Raw genomic sequence first — 24,245 nt, 5'->3', positions numbered from 1 at the left:
TCAGGACGCCTCGTCGAGCGCTGCGGTGTACTCGTCGCAGAGGGTCTGCCCGCCGCCGCTGAGCCATGCCTCGCGGTAGGCCGCCAGCTCGCTGAGCGGGCGCCGACCGGTGATGAAGCCGTTGCGATAGTCCTCGTTCAGAGAATCCAGCTTCGCGTTGAGGGTCGCGGCGCTGGGTGCGATGGTCCCGGCCACCGGGTTCGGGACGGTCGCCGAGACGAGCTGCTCCATCGTGGTGCGGAAGTTGTCGACGTAGTCGGTGAGGGTGGCGCCGATCGAGAAGATCGGCGAGTTGAAGGCGCCCAGCCACTGCAGCGCCGCCCGGTCCGCGTCGGCCTGCTCGTCCTCGAGCCCGACGACCTCGTGGTCCGGTCCGAACTCATAGTTCACGCCCTCGGTGCCGGAGCCGATGAACAGGGCCTCCTGGGAGCCGAAGGGGGCACGCCAGTAGTTGATCACGCCCAGCAGGGCGTGCAGGCGGGCCTCGTCCTCGGCGGCTTCGGCGGAGATCGCGACGATGCCCCAGTAGCCGTCGTCGCGCTGGATGACGATGTCCCCGCCATCGAAGGCCGGCGGCACGAAGAACTCGGGCTCGGCCTCCGGGGTGGAGTCGACGACCTGGCCGATGATCGGGTTCCCGAAGAAGCCGTTGAAGGAGTCGATGGTCAGGGCGATCTGCCCGGTGGTGAATAGATCCGGCAGTTCGCCGCCGATCCCGTCGGGGTGGATGACCCCGGCATCCCACAGCTGCTTCTCGAACTCCATGACCTGCTCGAAGGCATCGGTCATCAGCACATTGGTGACCTTGCCGGCGTCATCGAGCTGCCAGGTGGTGCCCGCGCGGAACATCCACTCGAACATGGCCTGCTCGTTGCCGCCGATCGTGGACATGCCCCAGATCTGCTTGCCGTGCGCGGTGCCGAGGCCGGCGATATCGGTCATCACCTGCAGCCACTCCTCCGCCGTGGACCCCATGGAGTCGTGACCCGCCAGACGCATCAGGTCGGCGCGAACGAGCGGGAAGTTGGTGAGGAAGGGGTTCTCGTTCGGGACGCCGTAGATGTGGCCGTTCTTCGCGGAGACCTGCCAGGCGTTGGTGGAGACGTTGGCCAGGTTCGGCCACTTGAGGATGTTGTCCCCGGAGAGCACCTCGGAGAGGTCCGCGAAGGCTCCATCGGCGAGCGCGCGCTGGCCGATCGCATCGGTGTCCTGCACGAAGGACAGATCCGGCACCGAGCCCGAGGCGATGGTGGTGGAGAACTTGTCGTTGTATCCGTCGGCCGCGGTGAGCGTGGGGGTGAAGGTGACGTTCAGCCGCTCCTCCAGGGCCTGCCAGTACTCGTTCTGCTCGCGAGGGCGCGGCGGTGCGCCCCAGAGGACCTGGAAGGTGGTGACCTCGTCGCCGGTGCCCGGCGCTTCGTCGACGGAGGTGAAGTACTCCTTCAGGGGCGAGGTGAAGATCATCGGCATGCCTTCCACCTCGGAGGCGATGCCGCCCTCCGGGACCGGAGGCTCGACGTGGGTGGGCAGCGTGAGCGCCTGTTCCTCGAAGCCGCCGGAGCCGGATCCTCCTCCGGAGGAGCTGCCGCAGGCGGCGAGCCCGCTGACGGCGAGGGCGGTCGCGCCGAGTCCGAAGACGGCACGGCGGGAGGGGCGGAACGGGCGAGGCGAAACGTTGGTCATGACGCTCTCCTTTGAGGTCGACAGGAACGGGATCAGCCAAACACCTAACGAACGTTAGGCGTTCATGTCGAGGAGCGTACAGGGACGCCGCAGGCTTGTCTGTGACTCCGGTCGTCACGATCGGGTAACGGCTTCCGACGGAATCTCGCGCGCGCGAGCAGGTCTTTGATCACACCCTTGACCTGGTGTTCTGTACAGACTCGGGGGCTGGCGGCCTGCCCGCCGAGCACGCTAGCGTCGGCGCCGTTCCATCCCGGCCACCCGTTAGAGGGCGTTCTCCTCCCTCCCGCGGCGCCGGGTCGCACAGCACCGACCACCGCAGAGCAGCGGTGGCGATCGCTCCGGAAAGGGCACCCCATGACCACTCGTCATCCCCGTCGCACCCTGCTGGCCACCCTCGGTCTCGCCGCCGGGGCAGGTGTCCTCGCACCTGCCGCCGCGGGGGCCGACGGGCCGCCCGATCGATCAGATCCGCGGGGCCGCTCCGTCGGCGCCCTCTCTCGCGGTCAGGACCGGGCGCCGGGGCGGAGGGGCATGCTCGCGCAGCAGCACCGCGTGGACCGCACCGGCGGGGTGGTGGCGACCCACGGCGAGCGCGAGATCGTCTGGGAGCAGGTCGCCACCACCGCCCAGACCAGCTCGGCAGTGATCGACGTGGACCCTGAGGATCCCGGCCATCCCTTCGAAGGCTTCGGGCCGGCGCTGACCCATTCCGCGGCCTGGCTGCTGCTGCGGATGCCACGCCCCCGCCGCCTGGAACTGCTCCGGGGGATGTTCTCCCCCACCGGTCCGCTGCGCCTCACCGCCCTGCGGATTCCGCTCGGGACCAGCGACTTCGCCCCTGACGCTGGAGCCTCGACCTACTACACCTTCGCCGACGAGCAGGGCCCGGCGGATGATCCGCTGGCGCATTTCGACATCAGCCGTGACGAGGAGACGATCCTGCCGGTGCTGCGGGATATCGTCGAGATCGCGGGGACCCTGAGCGTGGTCATCTCGCCGTGGTCCGCTCCCGCGTGGATGAAGACCAGCGGTTCACTCATCGGTGGCCATCTGCTCGACGATGGGGCGACCCGGCAGACCTGGGCGAACTACCTCGCCCGCTCCCTGCAGGCCTACGAGCAGGCCGTCCCTGGCCTCACCGTCAGCGCGGTCACGGTGCAGAACGAGCCGCTCCACGAGACAGCGCAGTACCCCTGCATGGGAATGACGGCGGAGGTGCAGGCCGAGGTGATCGGCCAGCTGCTCGGAGAGCTCGACCAGCGCGGCTCGTCGGCGGCGGTGCTGTCCTACGACCACAACTGGGACCGGGTGGACTACCCGATGGCGGTGCTCGACGAGCTCCGCGCCACCGGACTCGACGATCCCGGACGGGTGGGCGCGGCGTTCCATGCGTACGCCGGAACTGCCGACGCGGTGGACCCGCTGCACGAGGCGCATCCGGAGGCTCCGCTGTGGTTCACCGAGCAGAGCGGCACCCAGGATCCCGCGAAACCCTATGAGGGCGACTTCGCCGACGGGATCTGGTGGATGTCCAACCAGCTCTTCCTGCCTGCGCTGCGTCATCACCACCGCGGCGTGATCCTCTTCAACCTCGTGCTCGACCAGGACGGCGGACCGGGACCGGCGACCTTCACCAACGGCACCGGCCTGTTCCAGATCGAGGAATCCACCGGTGAGCTGATCCCGAATGCGGAGCTGTACGTGATGGCCCACCACAGCCGGTTCCTCCCTCCGGGCACCCCGACCGTCGCCTCCACCGCCCCGCTGGGCCTGCCGAACGTCGCGGCACGGCGGGCCGACGGCTCCCTCGTGGTGGTCCTGCACAACGACGCTCCGGCGCGGGCCGTCACGGTCCGTGCCGGCGACCGGGTGCTCACGGCCGAGCTGCCGGGCTGGACACTCGCCACTTTCGTGCTGACCGAGCACCAGCGGGTGCGCGGCGGGCGGTGAACCCTCGACGGTGCGCGGCCAGGCGGTGAACGGGCGTGCGGCGAGCAGTGCCCGGCACTACTCTCACCCCATGGCAGAGCATCCCGCGACCGGCGGGCACCGGACACACCGCTCGGGCGGATATGCCCTGGCCTTCGGTCTGCTCGCCATCGCGTGCGCGCTGATCCCGGTGATCGGTGACCTGGTCGCCGTGCCCATCGCGGTCGTCGCGGTCGTCTGCGGCGTCGTCGGCGTCGGCCACCACGACGCCGGCCGGGCCCCGCGGATGCTCCCCGCACTCGCGGGTGCCATCCTGGGCGCCGTGGCGCTGCTGCTCGTAGTGGTGGGACTCATCGCGACGAGTCCGCTGGGCTGATCCTCGTCCGGGACGCCGGCGCTCTCGTTCTTCGCAGTGCCGGACGAGCTGGTGGTGTGGCTGGTCGAGCAGGGCGCCGACATCAACCAGCCCGACGCGTACGGCGAGACCCCTCTGCATCATCACGCGGGCTCCTGGCGCGGCAACCCGACGCTGATCCTGCAGCTCGGCGCCGACCTCCATGCCCGCGACGCCAGCGGACAGACGGCCCTGTTCGGGGCCATGATGCATCCCGGGCACGTGCGCACCCTCCTCGAGGCGGGCATCGACGTCAACGCCCTGGATCAGGAGGGCGAGACCGCCCTCGAAGCTCGCCTGCGGCGCACGAGCACCCACGAGATCACCGAGGTCACCGAGTCCGTGCAGCTGCTCCTCGCAACTGGGGCGCAGATCCCCGAGGGGATCGGCGAGGAGGTGCGCGCCCTCAGCGAGGACTTCGAGCGGATCCGCGAAGATTATGCCCCCGAGTCCGTCGAGGAGACGGGCGCCGCCGTCCAGGAGCTGTGCCGGCTCTTCGGGGTCGTGCCGGCCGCGGAGGTCGTGCGCCACGACGGCACCTCCCCCATCGACACCCGCGCGGACTCCCCCGTCGAGCAGTTCTCCGAGCTCTGGGATCTGCTGGTTCCCGGCATGGGACCGGCCGACACCGTGCAGGGCGAAGCCGTGCGCATCGTCGGCCGCGTGACCGCCGAGATCCATGGCACCGGCGGCGCGAACTGGGATACGGAGTTCGCGCGCATGATCACTGCGCTGCCCGCGCTGCTGAGTGCCCATACCGCCTCCGCAGCACAGTCCACCGCAGCAACGGCCACCACCGCAGACGCCTCCGGGACCTCGCCCGAGCTCGCGGCTGCCGAGCTGGCAGAGCTGGCCCGTGCGATGCGCAGCGGCGCGGCCGACGACATCGAGCTCGCGCGGCTACGAGACCTCGTCGTCGCCTGGGTGGCTCGGCACCCGGCACCGATCACCCTGCCGCCGCAGTCCTACCGCAGATAGCAGTCTCCTCGCAGGCAGCGGTCACCGCGGGTGCGCGTGGAGCAATGCTCAAGGAATCGTGCTCGAGGAAGGGTGCGCGACGAGGGGTGCCGCGTGTCCGTCAGCCCCAGCTCTCGGTGCGGTCCTTCAGCTCGCGGTACGCGCCCAGCACCTCAGGCGTGGGCTCGGCGCCGACGGTGCGGGACCCGCTGAGCCTCCAGGTCGGCGCTTCGCCAGCGCCGGAGAGCGCCCAGGCGGCCTGGCGAGCCGCACCGAGGGCGACGTACTCCCCCTCGGGGGCGATCGTCACCTCGCGGCCGAAAATCGCAGGAGCCAGCTGCTGGACGGCCTGGCTGCGGGCAGCGCCGCCGATCAGGGTGATGCGGGCGGCGGCGGTGCCGGTGCGGTCCTCGAGCGCAGCGATCCCGTCGGCCAGCGAGCACAGCAGTCCCTCGACATAGGCGCGAGCCACGTCCTCCCGGGTCGTCGCCGTGCTCATCCCGGTGAGGGTGGCGCGGGCGGTGGGACGGTTCGGGGTGCGCTCACCGTCGAAGTAGGGCAGCAGGGTCACCCCGTTCGCGCCGGGCACGGAGGCCAGCGCCAGGCGGGAGAGCTCCTCGTGCTCCACCCCGAGCAGCGCCCGGGCGGCCTCGAGGATGCGGGAGGCGTTGATGGTGGTGGTCATCGGCAGGAAGTTGCCGGTGGCGTCCGCGAAGCCGGTGACGGTGCCGCTCGCATCGCCGGGCCGGGTGGGGCTGACCATCGCGCAGACGCCGGAGGTGCCGATCGAGACGGAGACGTCGCCAGGGCCCTGCGAGAGGCCGAGCGCGGCACCCATGTTGTCGCCGGTGCCGGCGGCGATCACGGCGCCGCGGGCGGTGCGGGCCATGACCTCCTGGGGGGCGCCGGGCAGGCGGGGCAGCGCGAGTGCGGTGCCCAGCGCCCGCTCGGCCAGCTCGGGCGCCCAGGCCTCGGTGCGGGTGGAGTAGTAGCCGGTGCCGGAGGCGTCGCCGCGGTCGGTGAAGGGCGCGGCGCCCTGCTCGGCGAGATGGAGGGAGACGTAGTCATGCGGGAGCAGCACGCTGGCGGCGCGCTTCGCGTTCTCCGGTTCGTGGTCCCGCACCCAGCGCAGCTTGGAGGCGGTGAAGGAGGCGACCATCAGGCTGCCGATCTCCTCGACAGAGGCCTCCGGCCCGCCCATCTCCTCGATCAGGGTCTGGGCCTCGGGCGCGGAGCGGGTGTCGTTCCACAGCAGCGCATCGCGCACCACCTCGCCCTGTGCGTCCAGGAGCACCATGCCGTGCTGCTGGCCGCCGACGGATACCGCGTCGGCACGCTCCAGCAGCGGGCCGGCGGCCTCGTCGACCGCCGCGAGCCAGGCGCGGGGATCGACCTCGGTGCCCTCGGGGTGGGCGGCGCGGCGCTGCTCGAGGACCTCACCGGAGTCCGCATCGACGAGGAGGGCCTTGGTGGCCTGGGTGGAGGAGTCGATGCCGAGGACCAGGGGTGCCATCAGAGGGCCTTTCCGTCGTGAGTGCTGGAGCGGAGCGTGCTGGAGCAGATGAGTGCTGAACACATGGGTGCTGAACAAGCAGTGCAGCAGTGAAGTGGCGCTGGGGCGAGGATATGCCCCGCAGCGGAGGCGCGAGCCGGGTGCAGCGCGAGCCGGGCGCGAGCCGGGCGCAGCGCGAGCTGCTCCCGACGATTGTGCGCTGAGGACCTATATCGGTGTCCCGTATAGGTCCTCAGCGCACAATCCCGCGGCGGTCACACAACGGGCACGCGATCACGCAGAACTCACGGGAGCTCGGAAGCTCGAGCGAGCCGGGTGAGGCAAGCGAGTCGGGCGGGTCGAGTGAGTCGGATCAGGCGCGGAAGCCGAGCAGGTGCTGCATGGCGAGCTGCTGCAGGCGCACGAAGCCGAAGTTGCGCTCGCCGGCCTTGTCCGCGTCGAAGTCCTCGAACGTGGAGCGGTCCGCGAGCAGGTCCGCGAGGGACTCGCCCTCGGCGAGGGTCGGCTCTGCGAGCTCCTCGATGCCGGAGTACTTCAGCGCCTCCTGGACCTCGGAGTCCTGACGGAACGCGAGAGCGCGCTCCTTCAGCATCAGGTACATCTCCATGTTCGCCGCGGCGGAGTCGTACTGACCCTGCTCGTGCTCGGTGCGCGAGGGCTTGAAGTCGAAGTGACGGGCACCCTCGTAGGCGCCGGGCTTCGACGGGAAGCCGTTCTCGAGCAGGTCGACGGTGAAGAACGCGGAGATCAGGTCGCCGTGGCCGAACACGAGGTCCTGGTCGTACATCGGGCCGTGCTGGCCGTTGAGGTCGATGTGGAAGAGCTTCTCGCTCCACAGCGCCTGGGCGAGACCGTGGGTGTAGTTCAGGGTCGCCATCTGCTCGTGGCCGGTCTCGGGGTTGATGCCCACGATGTCGCCGTGCTCGAGCTGCTCGATGAAGGCCAGAGCGTGGCCCACGGTGGGCAGGAAGATGTTGCCGCGGGGCTCGTTGGGCTTGGGCTCGAGGCCGATGCGCAGGTCGTAGCCCTTGTCCTTGATGTAGCCGGCCACGGTGTCCAGGCCCTCGCGGTAGCGCTCGAGCGCGGCGAAGAGGTCCTTGGAGCCGTCGTACTCCGAACCCTCACGGCCGCCCCACATCACGAAGGTGCTCGCACCGAGCTCGGCGGCGAGGTCCACGTTCGCGAGGACCTTGCGCAGGCCGAAGCGGCGCACGTCGCGGTCGTTGGAGGTGAAGGCGCCGTCCTTGAAGACGGGGTGGGCGAAGGTGTCGGTGGTGACCATCTCGATCACGAGGCCGGTCTCGTCGGTGACGGACTTCAGCTGGTCGATGATCGTCTGGCGCTCGGCGGGGGTCGCGTCGAAGGGGACCACGTCGTTGTCGTGGAAGGTGAAGCCCCAGGCGCCGAGCTCGGAGAGCTTGCGGATGTGGGCGCTCAGCTCGAGCGGCGGGCGGGTGGCGGAACCGAACTGGTCACGGGCCTCCCAGCCGGTGGTCCACAGACCGAAGGAGAACTTGTCGTCGCGAGTGGGGGTGGGGGCGGCCATGGAAGGCTCCTTCGTCGTTGCGTATGGCGTGCTCTCGGCGGGCTGTCATCGCCGCGCCGCTGTTAGTAAGTTACAGTAACTAACGCAGTCGTGCCAAGCTGTTCCCAGATATTCCGGGTCAGCATGCCGCCGCTGCCCGCATCGGAGCCGGCGAAAGGGGCACAGGTGCAGTCCACCCATCTGCGTGAGCACAACCTGTCCATCATCCTCAGCACGCTGGCCACAGCCGCCTCGACCGCCTCCCCGCTCTCCCGCGCCGGGCTCGCCAAGCACACCCGGCTCACCAAGCCGACCGTCTCCAAGCTGGTCGAGGAGCTGGTGGGCGCGGGGCTGGCCGAAGAGGGCACACCCATCTCCGCCGGGGCCGGGCGGCCGATGGTGCCACTGACCCCCGCCCGCGGCACGCTGCTGGCGATCGGGCTCGAGATCGCCGCCGATCACGTCGCCTGCCTCGGCATCGACCTGGCCGGCGAGGTGCTGAGCCATCGGATCGAGTACCGGAAGGTCACCGCGACCTCCGCCGAGGAGTCGATCGACCTCGCCGCCGAGCTGGTGGGCAAGGTGCGCGCCGACGCCGGCGACCTGCCGGTGGTCGAAGTGGTCGTCGCCGTCCCCGGCCGCATCGCCCCGGACGACGGACGGGTGCTCTCCGCCCCGAACCTGGACTGGACCGAGGTGCCGCTCGTGGGGCGGCTGATCGCCCATCCGGAGCTCGCAGGCCTCTCGGTGCGCGCCCAGAACGACAACCGCCTCTCCGTGCTCACCGAGATCGATCATCGTCCCGACGAATCCTTCATCTACCTGCGCGGTTCCACCGGCATCGGCGGTGCGGTGGTGCTCGACGGAGCCCTCATGACCGGCGCGCACGGCTGGGCCGGCGAGTTCGGGCACACGGTGATCGAGCCGGGTGGCGCGACCTGCCGCTGCGGCCGCCAGGGTTGCCTGGAGGCGTACGTCTCGTATCACGCACTGCGGGAGCGGGCGGGGCTCAGCGACGACATCCTCATCGAAGACCTGGTCGATGCGCTCGCCCTGACTCGGGACCGTGCCGAGGTGATCGGCATGATCGGGCGCTCGCTGGGCCTGGCGATCGCCAATGCCCTGAACGTGCTGGACCTGACCACCGTGGTGCTCTCGGGATACCTGGCGCCGATCGCCGACGAGCTCGAGCCGGTGATCCGCGAGACCGTGGAACGCCACGCTCTGGCGGTCGAGGCCGGCCCGGTGCTGATCGCGCGCTCGGACGGCCAGGTCGACCCGGCCCTGCATGGCGCAGCACGCGCGGCCCTGCAGCCGGTGTTCAACGCCCCCGGGGCGTGGATCGCCCGCGCGCACCACATCACGGCCTGACATCACGGCCTGAGCCGCAGCCACCGCCACCCCCACCCCACCGGCACAGCCGTAGCCGCGACGGAGCGGCCGACGGGCCCGGCGCCACCCGCCCCGCCGGGCGGAGCGAAACTCCGCGATCCCACCGCACGTCTCGGCGGCCCGGCAGGCCGCCGTTTGGTGACTTCACCACCAGAAACATGACATTCCCGCCTGCGCAACTTTTCGATGACTTTTCAGAATCTAAGCATCGGCTCTATCGTGGCGCAATGTCCACTGTGACCTGCGGGGGCGCTCGGGAGCGCACAAGGTTTCACGTTCTCTGCAATGCCCTTGACCGCCCGTCGGCCGCTCCCTACTCTGGTGACGGACAACCCGTGGGGTATAAGTTTTCGAGAAACTTTTCATTCCATGGGAAGGGACGAATCGCGGCAGGGACGCTGCGACCAGTCCCTTCCCGACGGGCTGCGCCGCCGCCAGCTCACAGCTGAACCTGCGGCAACGGATGCTCGGCCGCGCACGATGCTCCACGAATCCGCTCTCTCATCTCGCCCCAGGAGTTCCCGATGATCACCCCCCGCTCACCGCTCACCAGCCGCCGCACCTTCGTGGGCCTGACCGCCGCGACCCTCGGCGCGCTCACCCTCGCCTCCTGCGGAGGCTCCGAAGAGGCCGAGGTCGACGCCGCCTCCCAGAACGTCGGCGCGATGGAGACCTTCGAAGCCGATCAGCAGTTCAAGGCCACCGAGCCGATCACCGTCTCGATCCTGTGGACGGACTGGCCCGAACAGCCCGTCAAGGAGACCTGGCAGGTCTTCGACCGCATCAAGGAGCTGACCAATGTCCAGCTCGAGCTCACCCACGTCCCCTTCAGCGACTCCGTCGAGAAGCGCAGCCTGCTGATCAGCGCGGGTGATGCGCCCACGATCATCCCCCTGATCTACCGCGGCGACGAGACCCCCTTCGTCTCCTCCGGCGCGATCCTGCCGATGAGCGACTTCGTCGAGCACATGCCCAACTTCCGCAAGTACGTGGAGGAGTGGGACCAGGCCGAGATGGTCGAGAACCTCAAGCAGGCGGACGGGAAGTACTACATGCTTCCGGGCCTGCAGGAGGTCTGGGTGCCGTCGTTCTCCCTGATCATCCGTACGGACGTCTGGGAGGAGATCGGGATCGGGATCCCCTCGACCTGGGATGAGGTCCACGAGGGGCTGCAGGCCATCAAGGAGAAGTACCCTGACTCGCTCCCGCTGGCCGACGGCTTCGAGGGACAGTCCCTGATCAACTACGGCGGCTACTCCTTCGGCACCCGCGCCGGCTGGGGCTTCGGGGACGGGACGATCGGCGGGCAGGACGGCGAGCCGCTCCGCTACGCGGCGACCACCGAGGAGTACAAGGCGATGGTCGAGTACTACCGCGCCCTCGTCGCGGAAGGTCTGCTGGATCCCGAGACGCTCACCGCCGCGAACGACGGCAGCGGTGCCGGCGGGGTCGCGGAGAAGTTCGCCAAGGAGGTCTGCTTCGCCGCCTCCGGCTCCTCCGGCACGGCCATCGAGTTCGCGCAGGCCCTTGACGAGACCGTCGGCGAGGGAAACTACGACCTCCGGCTCATCCCGCCGCCTGCCGGGCCGGGTGGGAACATCATGGGCCCGCGCAACTTCTGGCACGGCTTCATGCTCAACTCCGAGATCGCCGAGTCCGCGAACTTCTTGGCGATCCTCCAGTTCCTGGACTGGCTGTACTTCAACCCGGAGGCGCGCGAGATGCAGCGCTGGGGCATCGAGGGCGAGACCTACACCAAGGCCGAGGACGGCACCATCAAGCTGATGGAGGGCTACTCCCTGGATTCCTTCGACCTGAACGTCGGCGCCGGGACGGATCTGCTCAAGGACCTGGGCTTCTCCACCTTCCTGGCCGAGGCCACCGAGTCGCGGGCGCTCAAGGAGTCCTACAACTCCGCGGAGTACACCGAGTACATCGACGGCGTGACCGAGAATCTCGAATCGATGCCGCCGTGGGCTCCGGCACCGCTCGAGGAGGCGGAGCTCGAGCAGGCGTCCCTGATGGCGACTCCGCTGAAGGACGCCGTGGACACCGCCACGCTGCAGTTCATCCTCGGCGAGCGCGACATGGGCGAATGGGATGCCTTCGCCGCAGAGCTCGAGGCTTCCGGTCTGCAGAACTACATGGACCTGATCAACGGCGCCCGCGAGCGGTTCCTCGAAGGCTCCTGAGCCGGCACCGGGACGGCGCCAGCACCTGAGCCGCCGCCGGCACCTGAGCCGACGCCGCAGCCGGAGCCAGAGCCGGCGTTCGCGGCATCAGGGCCGGCGTGCTCCGGAGGTCAGGGACCCTGCTCCCCCTCCGGAGCCGCCGACTCCCGCGGAGCCGTCGACTCCCGCTGGATGAGCATGGTCTCGAGCTTGAAGGGATGGGCGAAGAGACCCGGGTCCGAGGACAGCGCCAGCAGGCGCTCGATCGCGACCTGACCCATCGAGAACAGCGGCTGGCGCACCGCGGTGAGCTGCGGGTGCGTCCACTGCGCGATCATCGTGTCGTCGAAGCTGATCACGCTGAGCTGCTCGGGGACCTCGACTCCGAGCTGGCGCGCGGCGCGCAGGGCACCCACCGCCAGGGTGTCCGCGACGGCGAAGATCGCGGTGGGCGGTTCGGGCAGCTGCAGCAGGCGCTCGGCGCCGCGCTGGCCGTCCTCGTAGGAGAAGTTCCCGTGCTCGATGAGCTCCCGCTCCCACTTCACTCCGGCCGCACCGAGCGCGGAGTGGTAGCCCTGGAGCCGCTGGCGCGCCGGGATCGAATCCTCCGGGCCGGCGAGCACACCGATCCGGCGATGCCCTTGGTCCACCAGGTGCTGGACGGCGGTGGTGCCTCCCTCCCAGTTGGTGGCCGAGATGGTGACGATCCCCTTGACGTCGGGGTCGATGGAGACGGGGTCGATCGCGATCAGCGGCAGCGAGAGGTCTTTGCTCCAGCGGGCATGGCGGACCCCGATCGGGGTGGTCACCAGGACCACTCCCTCGACGCCGCGGGAGGCGACCTCGGCCATCCAGGCGCGCGAGAGGCCGGCGGAGGTCTGATCGCCGCTGACGACGATGAGATCCACATCGGCGCGGTGCGCCGCCTGCTCCGCGCCCTCGAGCACCTGCAGCGAGTAGGGGCTGGTGAGGGTGTCGAAGTGGATCAGCGCCGAGCGTCGCTTGTCCCCTTCGCGGCGCTTGGGCTGGTAGCCGAGCTCCCGCGCGGCCTCGGCCACGATCTCTCGGGTGCGGTCGCGCACGTCGGCGCGACCGTTCATCACCTTCGAGGCGGTCGCCAGCGACACCCCGGCCTTCTCCGCCACCTCTTTCAAGGTGACCCGTCCGGTCCGCGTCTCGCTCTGTGCCATGACTTCACCTCTCCCGTGCCCGGGGCGCTCCGCCCTTGGAGCGCCGCCTCGCACCTTACCTGCGCGAACGAACCTTGACCGGCCAGCACGCGAACTCTAACCCTGCCCTACCTTAACTTTCAGTTCATTGTTTCGCCAGTTTTCGCTGGCGTCACCACGCGGGGAGCGGTCGTCGTCGATCACCCCACGGACTCGTTGGAGGCATCTCCATGGCCCTGTTCGACATGCCCCTCGATGCCCTGCGGGAGTATCGCCCCACGCTCGAGGAGCCGGCGGATCTCGAGGACTTCTGGGACCAGACCCTCACCCAGGCCCGTACGGCCTCGGCCCCGATCCTCGCCCAGGAGCGGGTCGAGAACGGGCTCACCCTGGTCGACACCTGGGACGTCACCCTCGCGGGGCACGGCGGCGCACCGGTGCGCGCCTGGTACAACCGGCCCGCCGGCACCGACGGGGATCTCCCGGTGATCGTCGAGTATCTGGGGTACGGGGGCGGACGCGGCGAGCCTCTCGAGCGCCTGGCCTGGGCCGCCGCGGGGTACGGGCATCTGCTGATGGACTCCCGCGGGCAGGGCTCGGGCTGGGGCGCGGGCGGGCATACCGCGGACCCGGCTGGTTCGGGTCCGGCCGCCCCCGGGGTGATGACCCGCGGCATCGAGTCCCCGCACACCTCCTATCTCACCCGCCTGCTGACCGACGCCGCCCGCGCCGTGGATGCCGCCCGCGCCCTGCCCGGCGCGGACGGCCGGGTGGTCGTCACCGGGAGCAGCCAGGGCGGCGGCCTCGCTCTCGGCGCCGCCGGGCTGGTCCCCGACGTCGACGCGCTGATGACCAACGTCCCCTTCCTCACCCATATGCGTCGCGCCACCGAGATCACCGATGCCGACCCGTACCAGGAGATCGTGCGCTACCTGGCGGTCCATCGAGGTCTCGAGGAGCAGACCTTCCGGACCCTGGCCTACGTCGACGCCCTGCACCTGGGCCGCCGTGCGACTGCGCCCGCGATGTTCTCGGTGGCGCTGCGCGACGTCATCTGCCCGCCCTCGACCGTGTTCGCCGCCTACAACCTCTATGGCAGTGCTACCGGGAAAGAGCCGGAGCGCGAGATCGTCGTCTACCCCTTCAACAACCATGAGGGCGGCGGTCCCGCTCAGCAGCGACGCCAGCTCGACTGGCTGCGCGAGAACCTGTGACCGTCGCGCCGGCCGGCCCCATCGGCCGCGGATGCTCCGCGGGGCAGCACCGGCCCCGCAGCCTCAGCGCCGCAGGACCGGCCCCGCGCTCTCGGGGCGCCGCAGCGCCGCAGGACCGGCCCCGCGCTCTCAGCGCCGCAGTGCCGGGTGTCCCGCCCGGCCGCTCGCCTCGGCGAGCGCGTCCTGCACGGCGTAGTAGGCGGGCTTGCGGGAGTAGTCGTCCCACAGCACGGTCGCCGCGCCCTCACCGGGGAAGGTGCCCGGCACCCATGAATAGCGATCCAGCACGCCCCACAGGGTCAGCGACGAGCAGCCCTCCACGGACAGCGCCGCTTCGGTCACCCGGCGGTAGTACTCGGCCTGCTGCGCGAGCTGGGCCTCCGTCGGCTCCTCGCCGTCGGGCAGGTCCATGCGCACATCGAGCTCGGTGATGGCCGTCTGCAGGCCCAGATCGGCGAAGCGCTGGAGGTTGTCGGCGAGATCGCCCGGGAAGCCGTAGCGGATCGACAGGTGCCCCTGGGTGGAGAAGCCGTGGACCGGGACCCCGTCGGCCAGCAGCTCTTGGATGAGCGCGTAGTAGGCGTCGCTCTTGGGGTTGATGCCGTCGACGTTGTAGTCGTTGAAGAACAGCAGGGCATCCGGGTCCGCGGCGTGGGCCCAGCGGAAGCAGTCGGCGATGATCTCCGTGCCCAGCTCGCGGATCCAGATGTTGCCCTCGGTGCGCAGGATGGCGCTGTCGTCGAAGATCTCGTTGACGACGTCCCACTGCTGCATGCGCCCGGCGTAGCGGCCGACCACCGTCTCGATGTGCTCCTTGAGGATCGCCCGGAGCTCCTCGGGCGAGAAGCCGCCCTCCGTCAGCCAGGCGGGGTTCTGGTTGTGCCACATCAGGGTGTGACCGCGCACGACCTGGCCGTTGGCCTCCGCGAACTCCATGATCGCGTCCGAGTCGACGAAGTTGTACTCGTCCCGGGCGGGGCGCATGTGGTCCCACTTCATCTGGTTCTCGGCCGAGAGCGAGGTGAACTCTGCCGCCAGCAGCTCGCGGTAGGGCTCGTCGGCGGTGAACGGATCGGGATAGGGCTGGCTCGTGTGGTGACCGCCGCCGGCGACGGCGCAGCCGATCTTCAGGGTGCTTCCGGCGGCGAAGGCGAGGTTGTCCTTCTTCGCGAGGCCCGGGGGCTTGGCCTGCCCGTTCCCGGGAACCCCGCCCGGGGCGGCGGCGGCGGGTGCGGCGACCGCGAGCGTGGTCGCGACAGCTCCGGCGGTGAGGATCTGGCGGCGTTTCATGGTGTCTCCTTCGACGTCATCATCGGGGGAACTGCGACTGCTCGTGCAGGCGCCCCGCCGGCCGCGGACGGCAGACGGGGCGCGAGGGTTCAGCCCTTGACAGAGCCGAGCATGATGCCCGAGACGAAGTACCGCTGCACGAAGGGGTACACGCAAAGGATCGGGATCAGGATCAGGATCATCGTCACCGACTGGATGTTGGCGTTGATGGCATCGACGCTGCCGCCCGAGGCCGCGGCCCCCTCCGACGCTGCGGTGGAGGCCCCGGCTATCAGGTTCCTCAGGAACAGGGTCACGGGGAACAGGTCCGTCTTGTCCAGGTACAGGAAGGCGGCGAACCAGTCGTTCCAGTACTGCACCGAGTAGAACAGCACCATCGTGGCGATCACCGCCTTGGACAGCGGCAGCACGATCCGGAAGAAGATCCCGAACCAGCTCAGGCCGTCGATATGCGCGGCCTCCTCGAGCTCCGTGGGCAGGTTCTCGAAGAACGCCTTCATCACCAGAAGGTTGAAGACCGACAGCGCCGGCGGAAGGATCACCGCCCACATCGTGTTCTTCATCCCCAGCGAGGAGATGAGCACGTAGTTCGGGACGATGCCGCCGTTGAAGAACATCGTGAACACGGCGATGCCGATCAGCAGGCCGCGCCCCTTGAGGTGCTTCTTCGAGAGCACATAGGCGTAGGAGGTGGTCAGCACCATGGCGATGGTCGTGCCGATCACGGTGTAGACCACGGTGTTGCCGTAGGCGCGCCAGAAGTTGTCGTTGTTGGCGACCACCTTGTAGGTGTCGAGGTTGAAGCCGACAGGGAAGAGGTTGACCTTGCCCGCGTTGATCGCACCCGCTGAGCTGAACGACTGGGCCAGCAGCATGACGAACGGGTACAGCATGAGCGCGCACATGAGGACCAGCACCGTCATGTTCACGACCGTGAAGACCTTGTAGGACGTGGAGTCCTTAATCCGGGAGGTCCGGGGGGCGACTGCGCTCTTGGAATTCTTGCGCGGCGCATCCGGGGCCATTGCTTCGATCACCACAGGCTCGTCCCCACCAATCGCTTCGAGATGTAGTTGGCGGACATGACCATCACGAAACCGATGATCGCCTGGAACAGGCCGATGGCCGCCGCATAGCTGAGGTTGTTCGACACCAGACCCACGCGGTACAGGTACGTCGAGATGACGTCACCGGTGGAGTAGGTCATGGGGTTGTACAGCAGCAGGACCTTCTCGAAGCCGACGTTGAGGAAGTTGCCGATGTTGAGGATCAGCAGGGTGACCATCGTCGGCCGGATCCCCGGGATCGTCACGTGCCAGGTCTGCTGCCAGCGGTTGGCCCCATCGATGCGTGACGCCTCGTAGAGGCCGTCGTCCACCGCGGTGAGCGCGGCGAGGTACAGGATCGTGCCCCAGCCGACCGTCTGCCAGGCCTCGGAGGCGACGTAGATGAACCGGAACCATTCAGGCTTCTGGAGGAACGAGACTGCGTCCCCGCCGAAGGCCTCGGTGATCTGGTTGACCGTGCCCTGCAGGGAGAGCAGCTGGTAGACCATGCCGACCACGATCACGACCGAGAGGAAGTGGGGCAGGTAGCTGATCGACTGCACGATCCGCTTGAAGTGCGTGCGTCGCACCTCGTTGAGCATGAGCGCGAGGATGATCGGCAGCGGGAAGCAGACCACCAGGGTCATGCCGCCGATGATCGCCGTGTTCGTGAAGACGTTCCAGAACGCGGGATCGTGGATGAACATATCCACGTACAGCATCCCGACCCATTCGTCGCCGAAGATGCTGCCTCCGGGCCGGAACCGTCGGAAGGCGATCACATTGCCGAGCATCGGCAGGTATCGGAAGATCGCCAGGAAGATCAGTGGGGCGATCGCGAGGGTGTACAGCGGCCAGTCGCGCCGGAGCGACCGCTTCCAACCTCCCGGTCTGCGTTTTGGGGCCGGGGGCCGCGGCGCAGGTTCCTGCGCCGCGGTCTCCCGAGTCTCCGTCAGTGTCATGACCTCAGCTCCTCCGTCAGTGCCTCGGTGCCATTCACCCGTTCGCCTCAACGAAGCGGTCACGTGCCTTGTTGAGCAGCTCGAGGTAGCGCGGCAGGCCCGCTGCCTCCAGCTCGCCCTTGAAGGCGTCCCATTCGCTCATGTCGCGCTCGCCCATGATGAACTGAAGGGTCGCCGTGTCCACGGAGTCCTTGATCGGGGTGGCCAGCAGCGAGGCCTGCTCGAGCTCGGTCTCGTCCATGGGCTTGGGCGGGTACGGATCGCGCGGGGTGCGCGTGGAGAGGACATTGTCGATGTACTCGACGAACTCGGGGGTGCTGTAGGACTCCTTGAGCTCCCGGGACTCAGTCGACTCAGCGGGGAAAGTCGAGAACCCGAGGTCCACGTTGATGTCCGTGCCGGCGCCGGTGTTGATGTTGAAGCTGTCGAGCGAGAAGCCGTCCATCAGTTCGATGGCGCCGTCCTCGGCCTTGGTGTAGTTGACGTCCTTCTCGCCCCAGCGCAGCATCTCGCGGGCATCCGGGTTGTAGTACAGCCAGTCGAGGAACTGCAGGGTGGCCAGGAAGTTCTCGGACTTCGTGATCTGCGAGTTGAGCATGAACCCGTGCCAGAAGTTGCGCGGCTCGACGTGCTCGCCGGCCGGCCCTGCGGGCGGCGGGATCAGGGTGACGGAGTGATTGCCCTCGCCGACGGTTTCGTTCAGTGCCTGGCTGAACTCGATCGCGGTGCCGGAGGAGCCGGAGGCGGCGAAGCAGGTCTCGGCCGCGAACTTCTCGGCGACCGACGCCGCACCGGAGCCGTCGTTGGAGGCGGTGAGGGACTCCCGATCCAGCAGGCCGTCCTCGACCAGGGTCCGGAACAGCTCGATCATGGTCTTGTACTCGTCTGTGATCGCAACGTAGGTGAGCTTGCCGTCGGGGCCCTCGATCGAACCGTCGCCGAAGCCCCAGCCGCCCTTGGTGAGCCAGGCGTGGGAGGCGAAGTTGAAGAGCGCGCCGCCCTCGAAGCCGTCGGCCAGCGGGGTCGAGTCGGGGTACTTCTCCTTGATGAGCTTGAGACCCTCGTGGAGTTCGTCCCAGGTGTTCGGCACCGCGCCGGTGACCTCCTCGAAGACATCCTTGCGGATGACCAGGCTGAAGACGGGCACCGAGACCTCCTGCAGGCCCGGCACCATGTAGTACTTGCCGTCCTCCTGCTTGAGGTTGTCGATCATGTCGGCGAGGTCCCATTCCTCGACGTACTTCTGGAAGTTCGGCATCTTGTCCACGTAGTCGCTCATCGGCACGACGGCGCCCGAGGAGACGAACGGGGCGTCCTCGCCGGTGTAGACCAGCGGGATCAGCGTCGGCGCGTCACCAGCGCTGATGAGCAGGCTGCGCTTCTCGGTCGCATCGCTGAAGGGGATGTGCGTCAGCGTGATCTCGACGTTCGTGAGCTCCTTGATGTGATCGAAGAGCCGCCAGGTGTCCTCGACGGGGACCTCGGGCCAGTCGGTCCACAGCATGCTGACCTGGATCGGCTCGGTGGCCTTGAACTGGGTGTCCGCGGCGTAGTCGTCCATCGCGCCCACGTTCTGGGACTCGACGTCGACCTCCTCACCGGAGTCGGAGCCGCAGGCGGCCAGCGCCACCGTGGCGAACGCGGCGGCGGAGAGTCCGACGAAGCTGCGTCGGGTCGGCGCGAAAGGGAAGTGGCGGGACGTGTTCATTGCCGTCTCCTCATGAGGGTCGGTGCCGGACCGGGTGGTGCGGCGTGGGCGAAGCGGGTCGAACCGGTGGTGCGGTACGTCGAGGCTCAGGTGCCGACAGGTCACCGGAGGTGGCTGAGGGACTGGCCGAACTGAGTGGATGAAGCTCTCGTGCGGGGCTCGCGCCGGCGACTATGCCGGAGGAATTGCCGAGAATTTCGTCAAGCTTTCGCTGTGACACACAACTTAGCTGGGGATGTGATCCTGGTCAAGAAGTTCACGAAAGTTTGAAAAGAACGCGTCCGTGCCAAGCAAAGCAGACTTGGCCTGGCCACTTGATGCCCAATCGCTCGCACGACCGCCCCTCAGGCAGAGCCTGCGAAGGTAACATTCCTGCAACTAGGGCTCGACAGGGATCGAAAGTTTCGTTGAGAATGGGGTTCCGTCGATCTATGGCGGCAGACTGCAGTTCTCTAGGCACTGCGAAAGCACTGCAGTGCTCTGGGCACTGCGACAGCACTGCAGTTCTCTGAGGACTGCGATCTCCAGGAGGAGCAATGACGCCACCCCGCCGCCCGCGAGGGATGTTCACCGAACTCACCGAGGGCGTCTACTGGTTCCTGGTGATCGACGTGATGCTGGTGCTGGCCGCCGTGCCGACCCTGCTGGTGTGGACCCTGCTCTCCCCCGGGCCGCTGAGCTCGCCGGTGTTCGTGATCGCCGCGCTGCCGCTGCTGCCGGCCATCGCCGCGGCCCTGTATGCCTGCCGCGCCTGGCGCGAGGACCAGGAGCTGGTCCCGGCGCGTCAGTTCCTGCGCGGGTACCGGTTGAACGCGCTGGACAGCCTCCGGGTGGGCGGCCCAGTGGTCCTCGTGCTGGCCCTGGCGGCGTTCAACCTCACCTATGCCGGTGCGGCCGGGACCAGCATGCTCAACATCGTCTTCCTGGTGCTGGGCGCGGCCGCACTGCTGGTGCTGGCACGGGCGCTCTCGATCATCTCCCGCTTCAGCTTCCGGGCCCGGGACGTCTTCCGGCTCTCGGCCTTCACCCTCCTGGTGAAGCCGCTGTCCACCCTGGCGCTGGTGTCGCTCGGCGTGCTGACGCTCGGGATCATCCTGCTGATCGGCGAGTTCATGCTGCTGTTCACGGCATCACTGCTGGTCTTCGCGCTGTGGGCCTCGGAGCGGAAGATCGCGGCGATGCTCACCGAGCAGTTCGTCAGCCCCGCAGGCGGCCCTGCGGTAGCCCCCGAGGCAGGCCCTGCTGGCGGCCCTGCGGTCGGCCCCGAGGCAGGCCCTGAGATCAGCTCTGCGGAGAGCTCTCCGCAGGACTGAGCTCCTGATGCCCGCCCCCTCGAGGGATCGTGAACTCCACGGACTCCCCCGCCTCCCCCGCAAGGTCGAGCCGGTAGTCCCCGGCGAAGCCGCGGACCGTCAGGACGCCATCCGCATCGCTGCGCAGCTGATGACTGCCAGTCCACCACTCCTCGCTGATCAGTGACTTCAGTGCGTGGTAGCTCGGCTTGGGGGTGCCGTCGGCCCGCACCAGCCCGGCGGGGGCGCCGAGCCAGGCACCGGCGTCGCCGAGCCCCCAGTAGGTCAGTGATTCGACGGCTGGCTGGGCGAGCACGGTGCGGTAGTGGCGCACCAGCTCATCGGCCTGCCGCTCCTCGCCCTCGGGCGTGGACGGCCAGGAGTCGACCACGTAGTCGTTGAGGTCGACGATGTGCGCGGGCATGATGTGGCCGGAGAGCAGCGTGGTCTCGGTCAGCTGGACCGGGAGGCCGAAGCGGGAGAAGCGCCCGATCACCTCCGCGATCTGCTCCTCGCCGCGGTAGCCCTTGTGCATGTGGGTCTGCACGCCGATCGCGTCGATCTCCAGCCCGGCCTCCAGGCACTCCTCGATGACGTCCTCGAAGGCGGAGGAGAGCTCGAAGTCGTTCAGCACCAGCCGGGCCGTGGGATCCGCGGCGCGGGCGGTCTCGAACGCGAGGCGGATGACATGCATCCGGCCGCGCGCCTGGGCCAGCCGGGTGACGGCATTCTCCTCGGCCTCGAACACCGGCAGGATCACGGTCTCGTTGATCGCATCCCACTGGTCGATCAGGCCCGCGAAATCGGTGGCATCGCGGGTGATCCGGTGACGGATCGCCTCTTCCACCTCCGCGGGCTCCTTCTCGAGCAGCCAGGTGGGGGCGAGGGTGTGCCAGAGCAGCGGATGGCCCTTCAGGCGCACGCCGTGCCCGCGCAGTCCCTTCGCCAGGCGGCGCAGCCTCTCGGTGTCCGGGGCGCCGGGGGTCTGCTCGAACCAGCGCCAGTAGAAGGGCAGGGTGGCCATGTTGAACAGGTCCAGCCACAGCCTGGTGTGCTCATCGGGATCCTCGGGCTGCAGCTCGAAGCCGGAGCAGCCGAAGCCGAAGTCGTGGGAGATCTGTTCGACGCGGACCTCCTCCCCTGCCCGTGCCGCGCCCTGCTCGTCCACGAGGCGGAGCCGGAAGGTCTCGGTGCGTTCGGCCATCACGGCCTGCTGCGCGGTGGTCATCACAGACCGCCTCCCATCACTGCTGCCGGGGCGCCCGCTGTCATCGGGTCCTGCGCGCGCAGCGCGACCGGGGACACGGTGGCCGGGGTGTCCAGGACGTGCCGGCCGGGGCTGAGGACCCGCACCTCGCCCTCGATCCGGAAGGAGCCCTCGAGGGTGACGTCCTCGCTGCTGGCGCCGAGCCGCACCCGGAACTCGCCGGGCTCGACGATGCGCTGCAGGTCGGGGCCGGTGAAGGAGGTGCGGTCGGCGTGCAGCTGGAAGGTCACGCGCGTGCTCTCCCCGGCGGCGAGGCCCACCTTGGTGAAGCCCACCAGGCGCTTGAGCGGTCGCACCACGCTGGCGACGGGGTCGCTGAGGTACAGCTGGACGACCTCCTTGCCGTCGCGGTCCGAGGTGTTGGTGACGGTCGCGGAGATCTCGACGGTGCCGTCCGCCGCGATCTGCGGAGCGGAGAGCTCGAGTGCGGAGTACTCGAAGCGCGAGTAGCTCAGGCCGTGGCCGAAGGGGAACAGGGGCTTGGGGTCGAGGTTCGAGATGCCGTCGCTCTCCCAGGCCAGCACCGGGGCGAGGTACGTGCCGGGCTGTCCGCCCACTCCGTTCGGGATGCCGATGGGCAGGCGACCGGACGGGTTCACGCGGCCGGAGAGCACTCCGGCGATCGCGCTCGCGCCCTCCTCGCCCGGCATGAACGCCTGCACGATCGCGTGAGCCCGGCCCTTGTAGGCGCCGAGCGAGTACGGGCGGCCGGTGACGAGCACCAGCACCACGGGCGTGCCGGTGGCGAGCACCGCCTCGACCAGCTCGTGCTGGGCTCCGGGCAGCTGCAGGCTCTCGACGTCGCAGCCCTCGCCGGAGGTGCCGGCGCCGAACAGCCCGGCGAGGTCGCCGACGGCGACGACGGCGAGCTCGGCAGCCTGCGTCGCCGCGACGGCCTCGGCGATCCCGGAGGTGTCGGGGCTGATGAAGTCCGTGCCGGCGGTGGTGGTGAGCGACGCGCCGGGGAACTCCGCGCCGAGCGCCTCGGTGAGGGTGGGCACGTGCACGGAGGTGCCGTTGTCCTCGAGCCGGGACAGGACGTGGTTGGTGAAGCTGTAGCAGCCCAGGAAGCTGCGGGGCTGCACGGCGGCAGGGCCGATCAGGGCAATCGACACAGGACCAGCGGGGCCAGCGAGGCCCTGCGCGTCATCCGCTGCGGTCAGCGGGTGCGACGGCGTCAGCGGGAGCAGCTCGTGGGAGTTGTCCAGCAGGATGATGGACTCCTCGGCCATCCTCCGAGCGAGCGCGCGCCCCTCCTCGGAGTCGAGCTCGATCGCCTCACCGGTGGTCGCGGCGTCGAAGTGCGCATCGAGCAGGCCCAGCTCGACCTTCTGGCGCAGGATCCGACGCACCGCGGTGTCCAGCACCTCCAGCTCGAGATCCCCCTCGCGCACGGCGGCGGCGAGGTGGGGGTAGGTGGTGGTCTCGGGCAGCTCGATGTCGAGCCCGGCGCGGAGGGCGGCGAGCGCCGCGCCCCGATCGTCCTCGACCACGCGGTGCATGGACTGCAGGAAGCTGACGGCCCAGTAGTCGGCGACCACGGTGCCTTCGAAGCCCCAGGTGTCGCGGAGCAGCTCGGTGAGCAGCCAGTGGCTGGCCGCAGGCGGGGTGCCGTCGATGTCCGCGTAGGAGTTCATGACGGAGCCGACCTCGCCGTGGCGGACGGCCATCTCGAAGGGGACCAGGTCGATGTCGTGCAGCTCGCGCAACCCGATGGAGACCGGGGCGTGGTTGCGGCCCGCGCGGGAGGCGGCGTGGCCGGCGAAGTGCTTGAGGGTGGCGATCGTGCCGGTGGACTGCAGCCCGCGCACGTACTCGGTGGCGAGCACGCCGGTGAGATAGGGGTCCTCCCCCATCGTCTCCTCGATGCGTCCCCAGCGGTAGTCGCGCACGATGTCCAGCACCGGGGCGAGTCCCATATGGGCGCCGATCGCACGCATGTCGGTGCCGATGCGCTCGCCCATCTCACCGATCAGGGCGGGATCGAAGCTCGCGCCCCAGGCGATCGCGGCGGGATAGGTGGTGGCGCCATGGGCCATGATCCCCGTCAGGCATTCCTCGTGGACCAGGGCCGGGATGCCGTGCGGGGAGCCCGCGACGACGGCCTGCTGCATCTTGCGCAGGTTCTCCCCTCCCTCCTGCCCGTCCAGGGGGGCGCTCCCGTAGGGGCGGGTGAGATGGCCGAGCCCGCCCTGGACCGCGGCGTCGAAGGGGTCGCGGCCCTCCTCGAACGTGGACTGCATGGGGGCGAAGCCCTCGGCGTCCCCGAGCGTCGGCCGCTTCCAGTAGCTGCCGAGCTGGGCCACCTTCTCCTCCAGGCTCAGCTCCGCGAGCAGCGCGTCGACGCGCTGCTCGGTGCTGAGGCTCCGGTCATTCCACAGCGGAATGGTCATGATGCTCCTTCGCACGGCCCGTGACGGTCGCGGCGGACGGAGGGACGACGACGTCGGCCCCGTCCGCTGCGCCTGCGCCCGGAGGCATTTTCAGGCTAGGTTTAGCAACCTTTTCGGTTGCTTTCGGTGGCGCGAGCGTACGACAGGGTGGATCATGGGGTCAACAGCCTCTCTCCGATAGGCTGGGCGGACAACGCCCCCGGGCCAGCACTTCACCCGGGAAAGCGCTGGACAACGCCTGGCCCTGCTGGTCGCGATGGTCCACCGCACCGGCTTCACACTCGGGCACCGAGATCCTGAACGTCCCGAAGACCCGTCTCATCCCGTCCGAAACTTT

17 protein-coding genes are annotated in these 24,245 nt (G+C 69.0%); 7 read left to right on the top strand and 10 right to left on the bottom strand.

Going from position 1 to position 24,245, the window contains the following annotated elements:
- The gene (locus ACT3SQ_RS04795; protein ID WP_345076123.1) at nt 1–1,683 is read right to left on the bottom strand and encodes an extracellular solute-binding protein; all 1,683 of its coding nucleotides are present in this window, start codon (nt 1,681–1,683) and stop codon (nt 1–3) included.
- Between the two features lie 357 nt (nt 1,684–2,040).
- On the opposite strand from ACT3SQ_RS04795, the gene ACT3SQ_RS04790 reads away from it, so the two are divergent.
- From ACT3SQ_RS04790 to ACT3SQ_RS04780, 3 genes are all read left to right on the top strand, one after another.
- Nucleotides 2,041–3,636, top strand: a complete 1,596-nt coding sequence (locus tag ACT3SQ_RS04790; RefSeq protein ID WP_444600879.1) for a glycoside hydrolase family 30 protein — start codon at nt 2,041–2,043, stop codon at nt 3,634–3,636.
- A 70-nt stretch (nt 3,637–3,706) separates the two neighbouring features.
- Nucleotides 3,707–3,991 (top strand): hypothetical protein, encoded by a 285-nt coding sequence (locus ACT3SQ_RS04785; protein WP_444600878.1) that lies wholly within the window; start codon nt 3,707–3,709, stop codon nt 3,989–3,991.
- Between the two features lie 36 nt (nt 3,992–4,027).
- Nucleotides 4,028–4,987 (top strand): ankyrin repeat domain-containing protein, encoded by a 960-nt coding sequence (locus tag ACT3SQ_RS04780; protein WP_345076119.1) that lies wholly within the window; start codon nt 4,028–4,030, stop codon nt 4,985–4,987.
- 100 nt (nt 4,988–5,087) lie between these two features.
- Here ACT3SQ_RS04780 and xylB read toward each other — a convergent pair whose 3' ends face one another.
- Nucleotides 5,088–6,479 carry a xylulokinase gene (gene xylB / locus ACT3SQ_RS04775; RefSeq protein ID WP_444600877.1) on the bottom strand — a complete coding sequence of 464 codons (1,392 nt, stop codon included), beginning with the start codon at nt 6,477–6,479 and terminating at the stop codon, nt 5,088–5,090.
- 352 nt (nt 6,480–6,831) lie between these two features.
- Complete coding sequence (xylA, locus tag ACT3SQ_RS04770) at nt 6,832–8,025, bottom strand: xylose isomerase (RefSeq protein ID WP_444599188.1); 1,194 nt, start codon at nt 8,023–8,025, stop codon at nt 6,832–6,834.
- A gap of 165 nt (nt 8,026–8,190) precedes the next feature.
- Between xylA and ACT3SQ_RS04765 the strand changes: the two genes are divergently transcribed.
- Both ACT3SQ_RS04765 and ACT3SQ_RS04760 read left to right on the top strand, forming a co-directional pair.
- On the top strand, nt 8,191–9,375 hold the full coding sequence (locus ACT3SQ_RS04765; protein WP_441446203.1) for an ROK family protein: 1,185 nt from the start codon (nt 8,191–8,193) through the stop codon (nt 9,373–9,375).
- Between the two features lie 545 nt (nt 9,376–9,920).
- Nucleotides 9,921–11,588, top strand: a complete 1,668-nt coding sequence (locus ACT3SQ_RS04760) for an ABC transporter substrate-binding protein (protein ID WP_441446204.1) — start codon at nt 9,921–9,923, stop codon at nt 11,586–11,588.
- A gap of 110 nt (nt 11,589–11,698) precedes the next feature.
- Here the strand turns inward: ACT3SQ_RS04760 and ACT3SQ_RS04755 are convergent, their stop codons facing one another.
- The gene (locus ACT3SQ_RS04755; protein ID WP_441446205.1) at nt 11,699–12,757 is read right to left on the bottom strand and encodes a LacI family DNA-binding transcriptional regulator; all 1,059 of its coding nucleotides are present in this window, start codon (nt 12,755–12,757) and stop codon (nt 11,699–11,701) included.
- A 209-nt stretch (nt 12,758–12,966) separates the two neighbouring features.
- Here ACT3SQ_RS04755 and ACT3SQ_RS04750 point away from each other — a divergent pair, with 209 nt between their 5' ends.
- Nucleotides 12,967–13,950 (top strand): acetylxylan esterase, encoded by a 984-nt coding sequence (locus ACT3SQ_RS04750; protein ID WP_441446206.1) that lies wholly within the window; start codon nt 12,967–12,969, stop codon nt 13,948–13,950.
- A gap of 129 nt (nt 13,951–14,079) precedes the next feature.
- Here the strand turns inward: ACT3SQ_RS04750 and ACT3SQ_RS04745 are convergent, their stop codons facing one another.
- The 4 genes from ACT3SQ_RS04745 to ACT3SQ_RS04730 all read right to left on the bottom strand — a co-directional run bounded on the left by ACT3SQ_RS04745 (nt 14,080) and on the right by ACT3SQ_RS04730 (nt 18,956).
- On the bottom strand, nt 14,080–15,240 hold the full coding sequence (locus ACT3SQ_RS04745) for an endo-1,4-beta-xylanase (RefSeq protein WP_444600876.1): 1,161 nt from the start codon (nt 15,238–15,240) through the stop codon (nt 14,080–14,082).
- 89 nt (nt 15,241–15,329) lie between these two features.
- The gene (locus ACT3SQ_RS04740; RefSeq protein ID WP_444600898.1) at nt 15,330–16,265 is read right to left on the bottom strand and encodes a carbohydrate ABC transporter permease; all 936 of its coding nucleotides are present in this window, start codon (nt 16,263–16,265) and stop codon (nt 15,330–15,332) included.
- 8 nt (nt 16,266–16,273) lie between these two features.
- On the bottom strand, nt 16,274–17,248 hold the full coding sequence (locus ACT3SQ_RS04735; RefSeq protein ID WP_441444280.1) for an ABC transporter permease: 975 nt from the start codon (nt 17,246–17,248) through the stop codon (nt 16,274–16,276).
- Between the two features lie 34 nt (nt 17,249–17,282).
- On the bottom strand, nt 17,283–18,956 hold the full coding sequence (locus ACT3SQ_RS04730; protein WP_441444279.1) for an ABC transporter substrate-binding protein: 1,674 nt from the start codon (nt 18,954–18,956) through the stop codon (nt 17,283–17,285).
- Between the two features lie 536 nt (nt 18,957–19,492).
- On the opposite strand from ACT3SQ_RS04730, the gene ACT3SQ_RS04725 reads away from it, so the two are divergent.
- Nucleotides 19,493–20,269, top strand: coding sequence for a DUF624 domain-containing protein (locus ACT3SQ_RS04725; protein ID WP_441444278.1), 777 nt, complete (start codon nt 19,493–19,495; stop codon nt 20,267–20,269).
- Here the strand turns inward: ACT3SQ_RS04725 and ACT3SQ_RS04720 are convergent.
- Together ACT3SQ_RS04720 and ACT3SQ_RS04715 are read right to left on the bottom strand one after the other, a co-directional pair.
- Nucleotides 20,238–21,476, bottom strand: coding sequence for an endo-1,4-beta-xylanase (locus ACT3SQ_RS04720; protein ID WP_444600875.1), 1,239 nt, complete (start codon nt 21,474–21,476; stop codon nt 20,238–20,240). The genes ACT3SQ_RS04725 and ACT3SQ_RS04720 overlap by 32 nt on opposite strands.
- Complete coding sequence (locus ACT3SQ_RS04715) at nt 21,476–23,908, bottom strand: glycoside hydrolase family 3 N-terminal domain-containing protein (protein ID WP_444600874.1); 2,433 nt, start codon at nt 23,906–23,908, stop codon at nt 21,476–21,478. The genes ACT3SQ_RS04720 and ACT3SQ_RS04715 overlap by 1 nt, the downstream gene beginning before the upstream one ends.
- Between the last annotated feature and the right edge of the window lie 337 nt (nt 23,909–24,245).

Source organism: Brachybacterium sp. AOP42-C2-15 (assembly GCF_052377065.1).
GTDB lineage: Bacteria > Actinomycetota > Actinomycetes > Actinomycetales > Dermabacteraceae > Brachybacterium.
This window is presented reverse-complemented; position numbering and strand designations above follow the sequence as displayed.

Coding starts and splice junctions, on each gene's coding strand:
- ACT3SQ_RS04795 (WP_345076123.1), bottom strand. CDS start 1,683: ATGACCAACGTTTCGCCTCGCCCGTTCCGCCCCTCCCGCCGTGCCGTC.
- ACT3SQ_RS04790 (WP_444600879.1), top strand. CDS start 2,041: ATGACCACTCGTCATCCCCGTCGCACCCTGCTGGCCACCCTCGGTCTC.
- ACT3SQ_RS04785 (WP_444600878.1), top strand. CDS start 3,707: ATGGCAGAGCATCCCGCGACCGGCGGGCACCGGACACACCGCTCGGGC.
- xylB (WP_444600877.1), bottom strand. CDS start 6,479: ATGGCACCCCTGGTCCTCGGCATCGACTCCTCCACCCAGGCCACCAAG.
- xylA (WP_444599188.1), bottom strand. CDS start 8,025: ATGGCCGCCCCCACCCCCACTCGCGACGACAAGTTCTCCTTCGGTCTG.
- ACT3SQ_RS04760 (WP_441446204.1), top strand. CDS start 9,921: ATGATCACCCCCCGCTCACCGCTCACCAGCCGCCGCACCTTCGTGGGC.
- ACT3SQ_RS04755 (WP_441446205.1), bottom strand. CDS start 12,757: ATGGCACAGAGCGAGACGCGGACCGGACGGGTCACCTTGAAAGAGGTG.
- ACT3SQ_RS04750 (WP_441446206.1), top strand. CDS start 12,967: ATGGCCCTGTTCGACATGCCCCTCGATGCCCTGCGGGAGTATCGCCCC.
- ACT3SQ_RS04745 (WP_444600876.1), bottom strand. CDS start 15,240: ATGAAACGCCGCCAGATCCTCACCGCCGGAGCTGTCGCGACCACGCTC.
- ACT3SQ_RS04740 (WP_444600898.1), bottom strand. CDS start 16,265: ATGGCCCCGGATGCGCCGCGCAAGAATTCCAAGAGCGCAGTCGCCCCC.
- ACT3SQ_RS04735 (WP_441444280.1), bottom strand. CDS start 17,248: ATGACACTGACGGAGACTCGGGAGACCGCGGCGCAGGAACCTGCGCCG.
- ACT3SQ_RS04730 (WP_441444279.1), bottom strand. CDS start 18,956: ATGAACACGTCCCGCCACTTCCCTTTCGCGCCGACCCGACGCAGCTTC.
- ACT3SQ_RS04725 (WP_441444278.1), top strand. CDS start 19,493: ATGACGCCACCCCGCCGCCCGCGAGGGATGTTCACCGAACTCACCGAG.
- ACT3SQ_RS04720 (WP_444600875.1), bottom strand. CDS start 21,476: ATGACCACCGCGCAGCAGGCCGTGATGGCCGAACGCACCGAGACCTTC.
- ACT3SQ_RS04715 (WP_444600874.1), bottom strand. CDS start 23,908: ATGACCATTCCGCTGTGGAATGACCGGAGCCTCAGCACCGAGCAGCGC.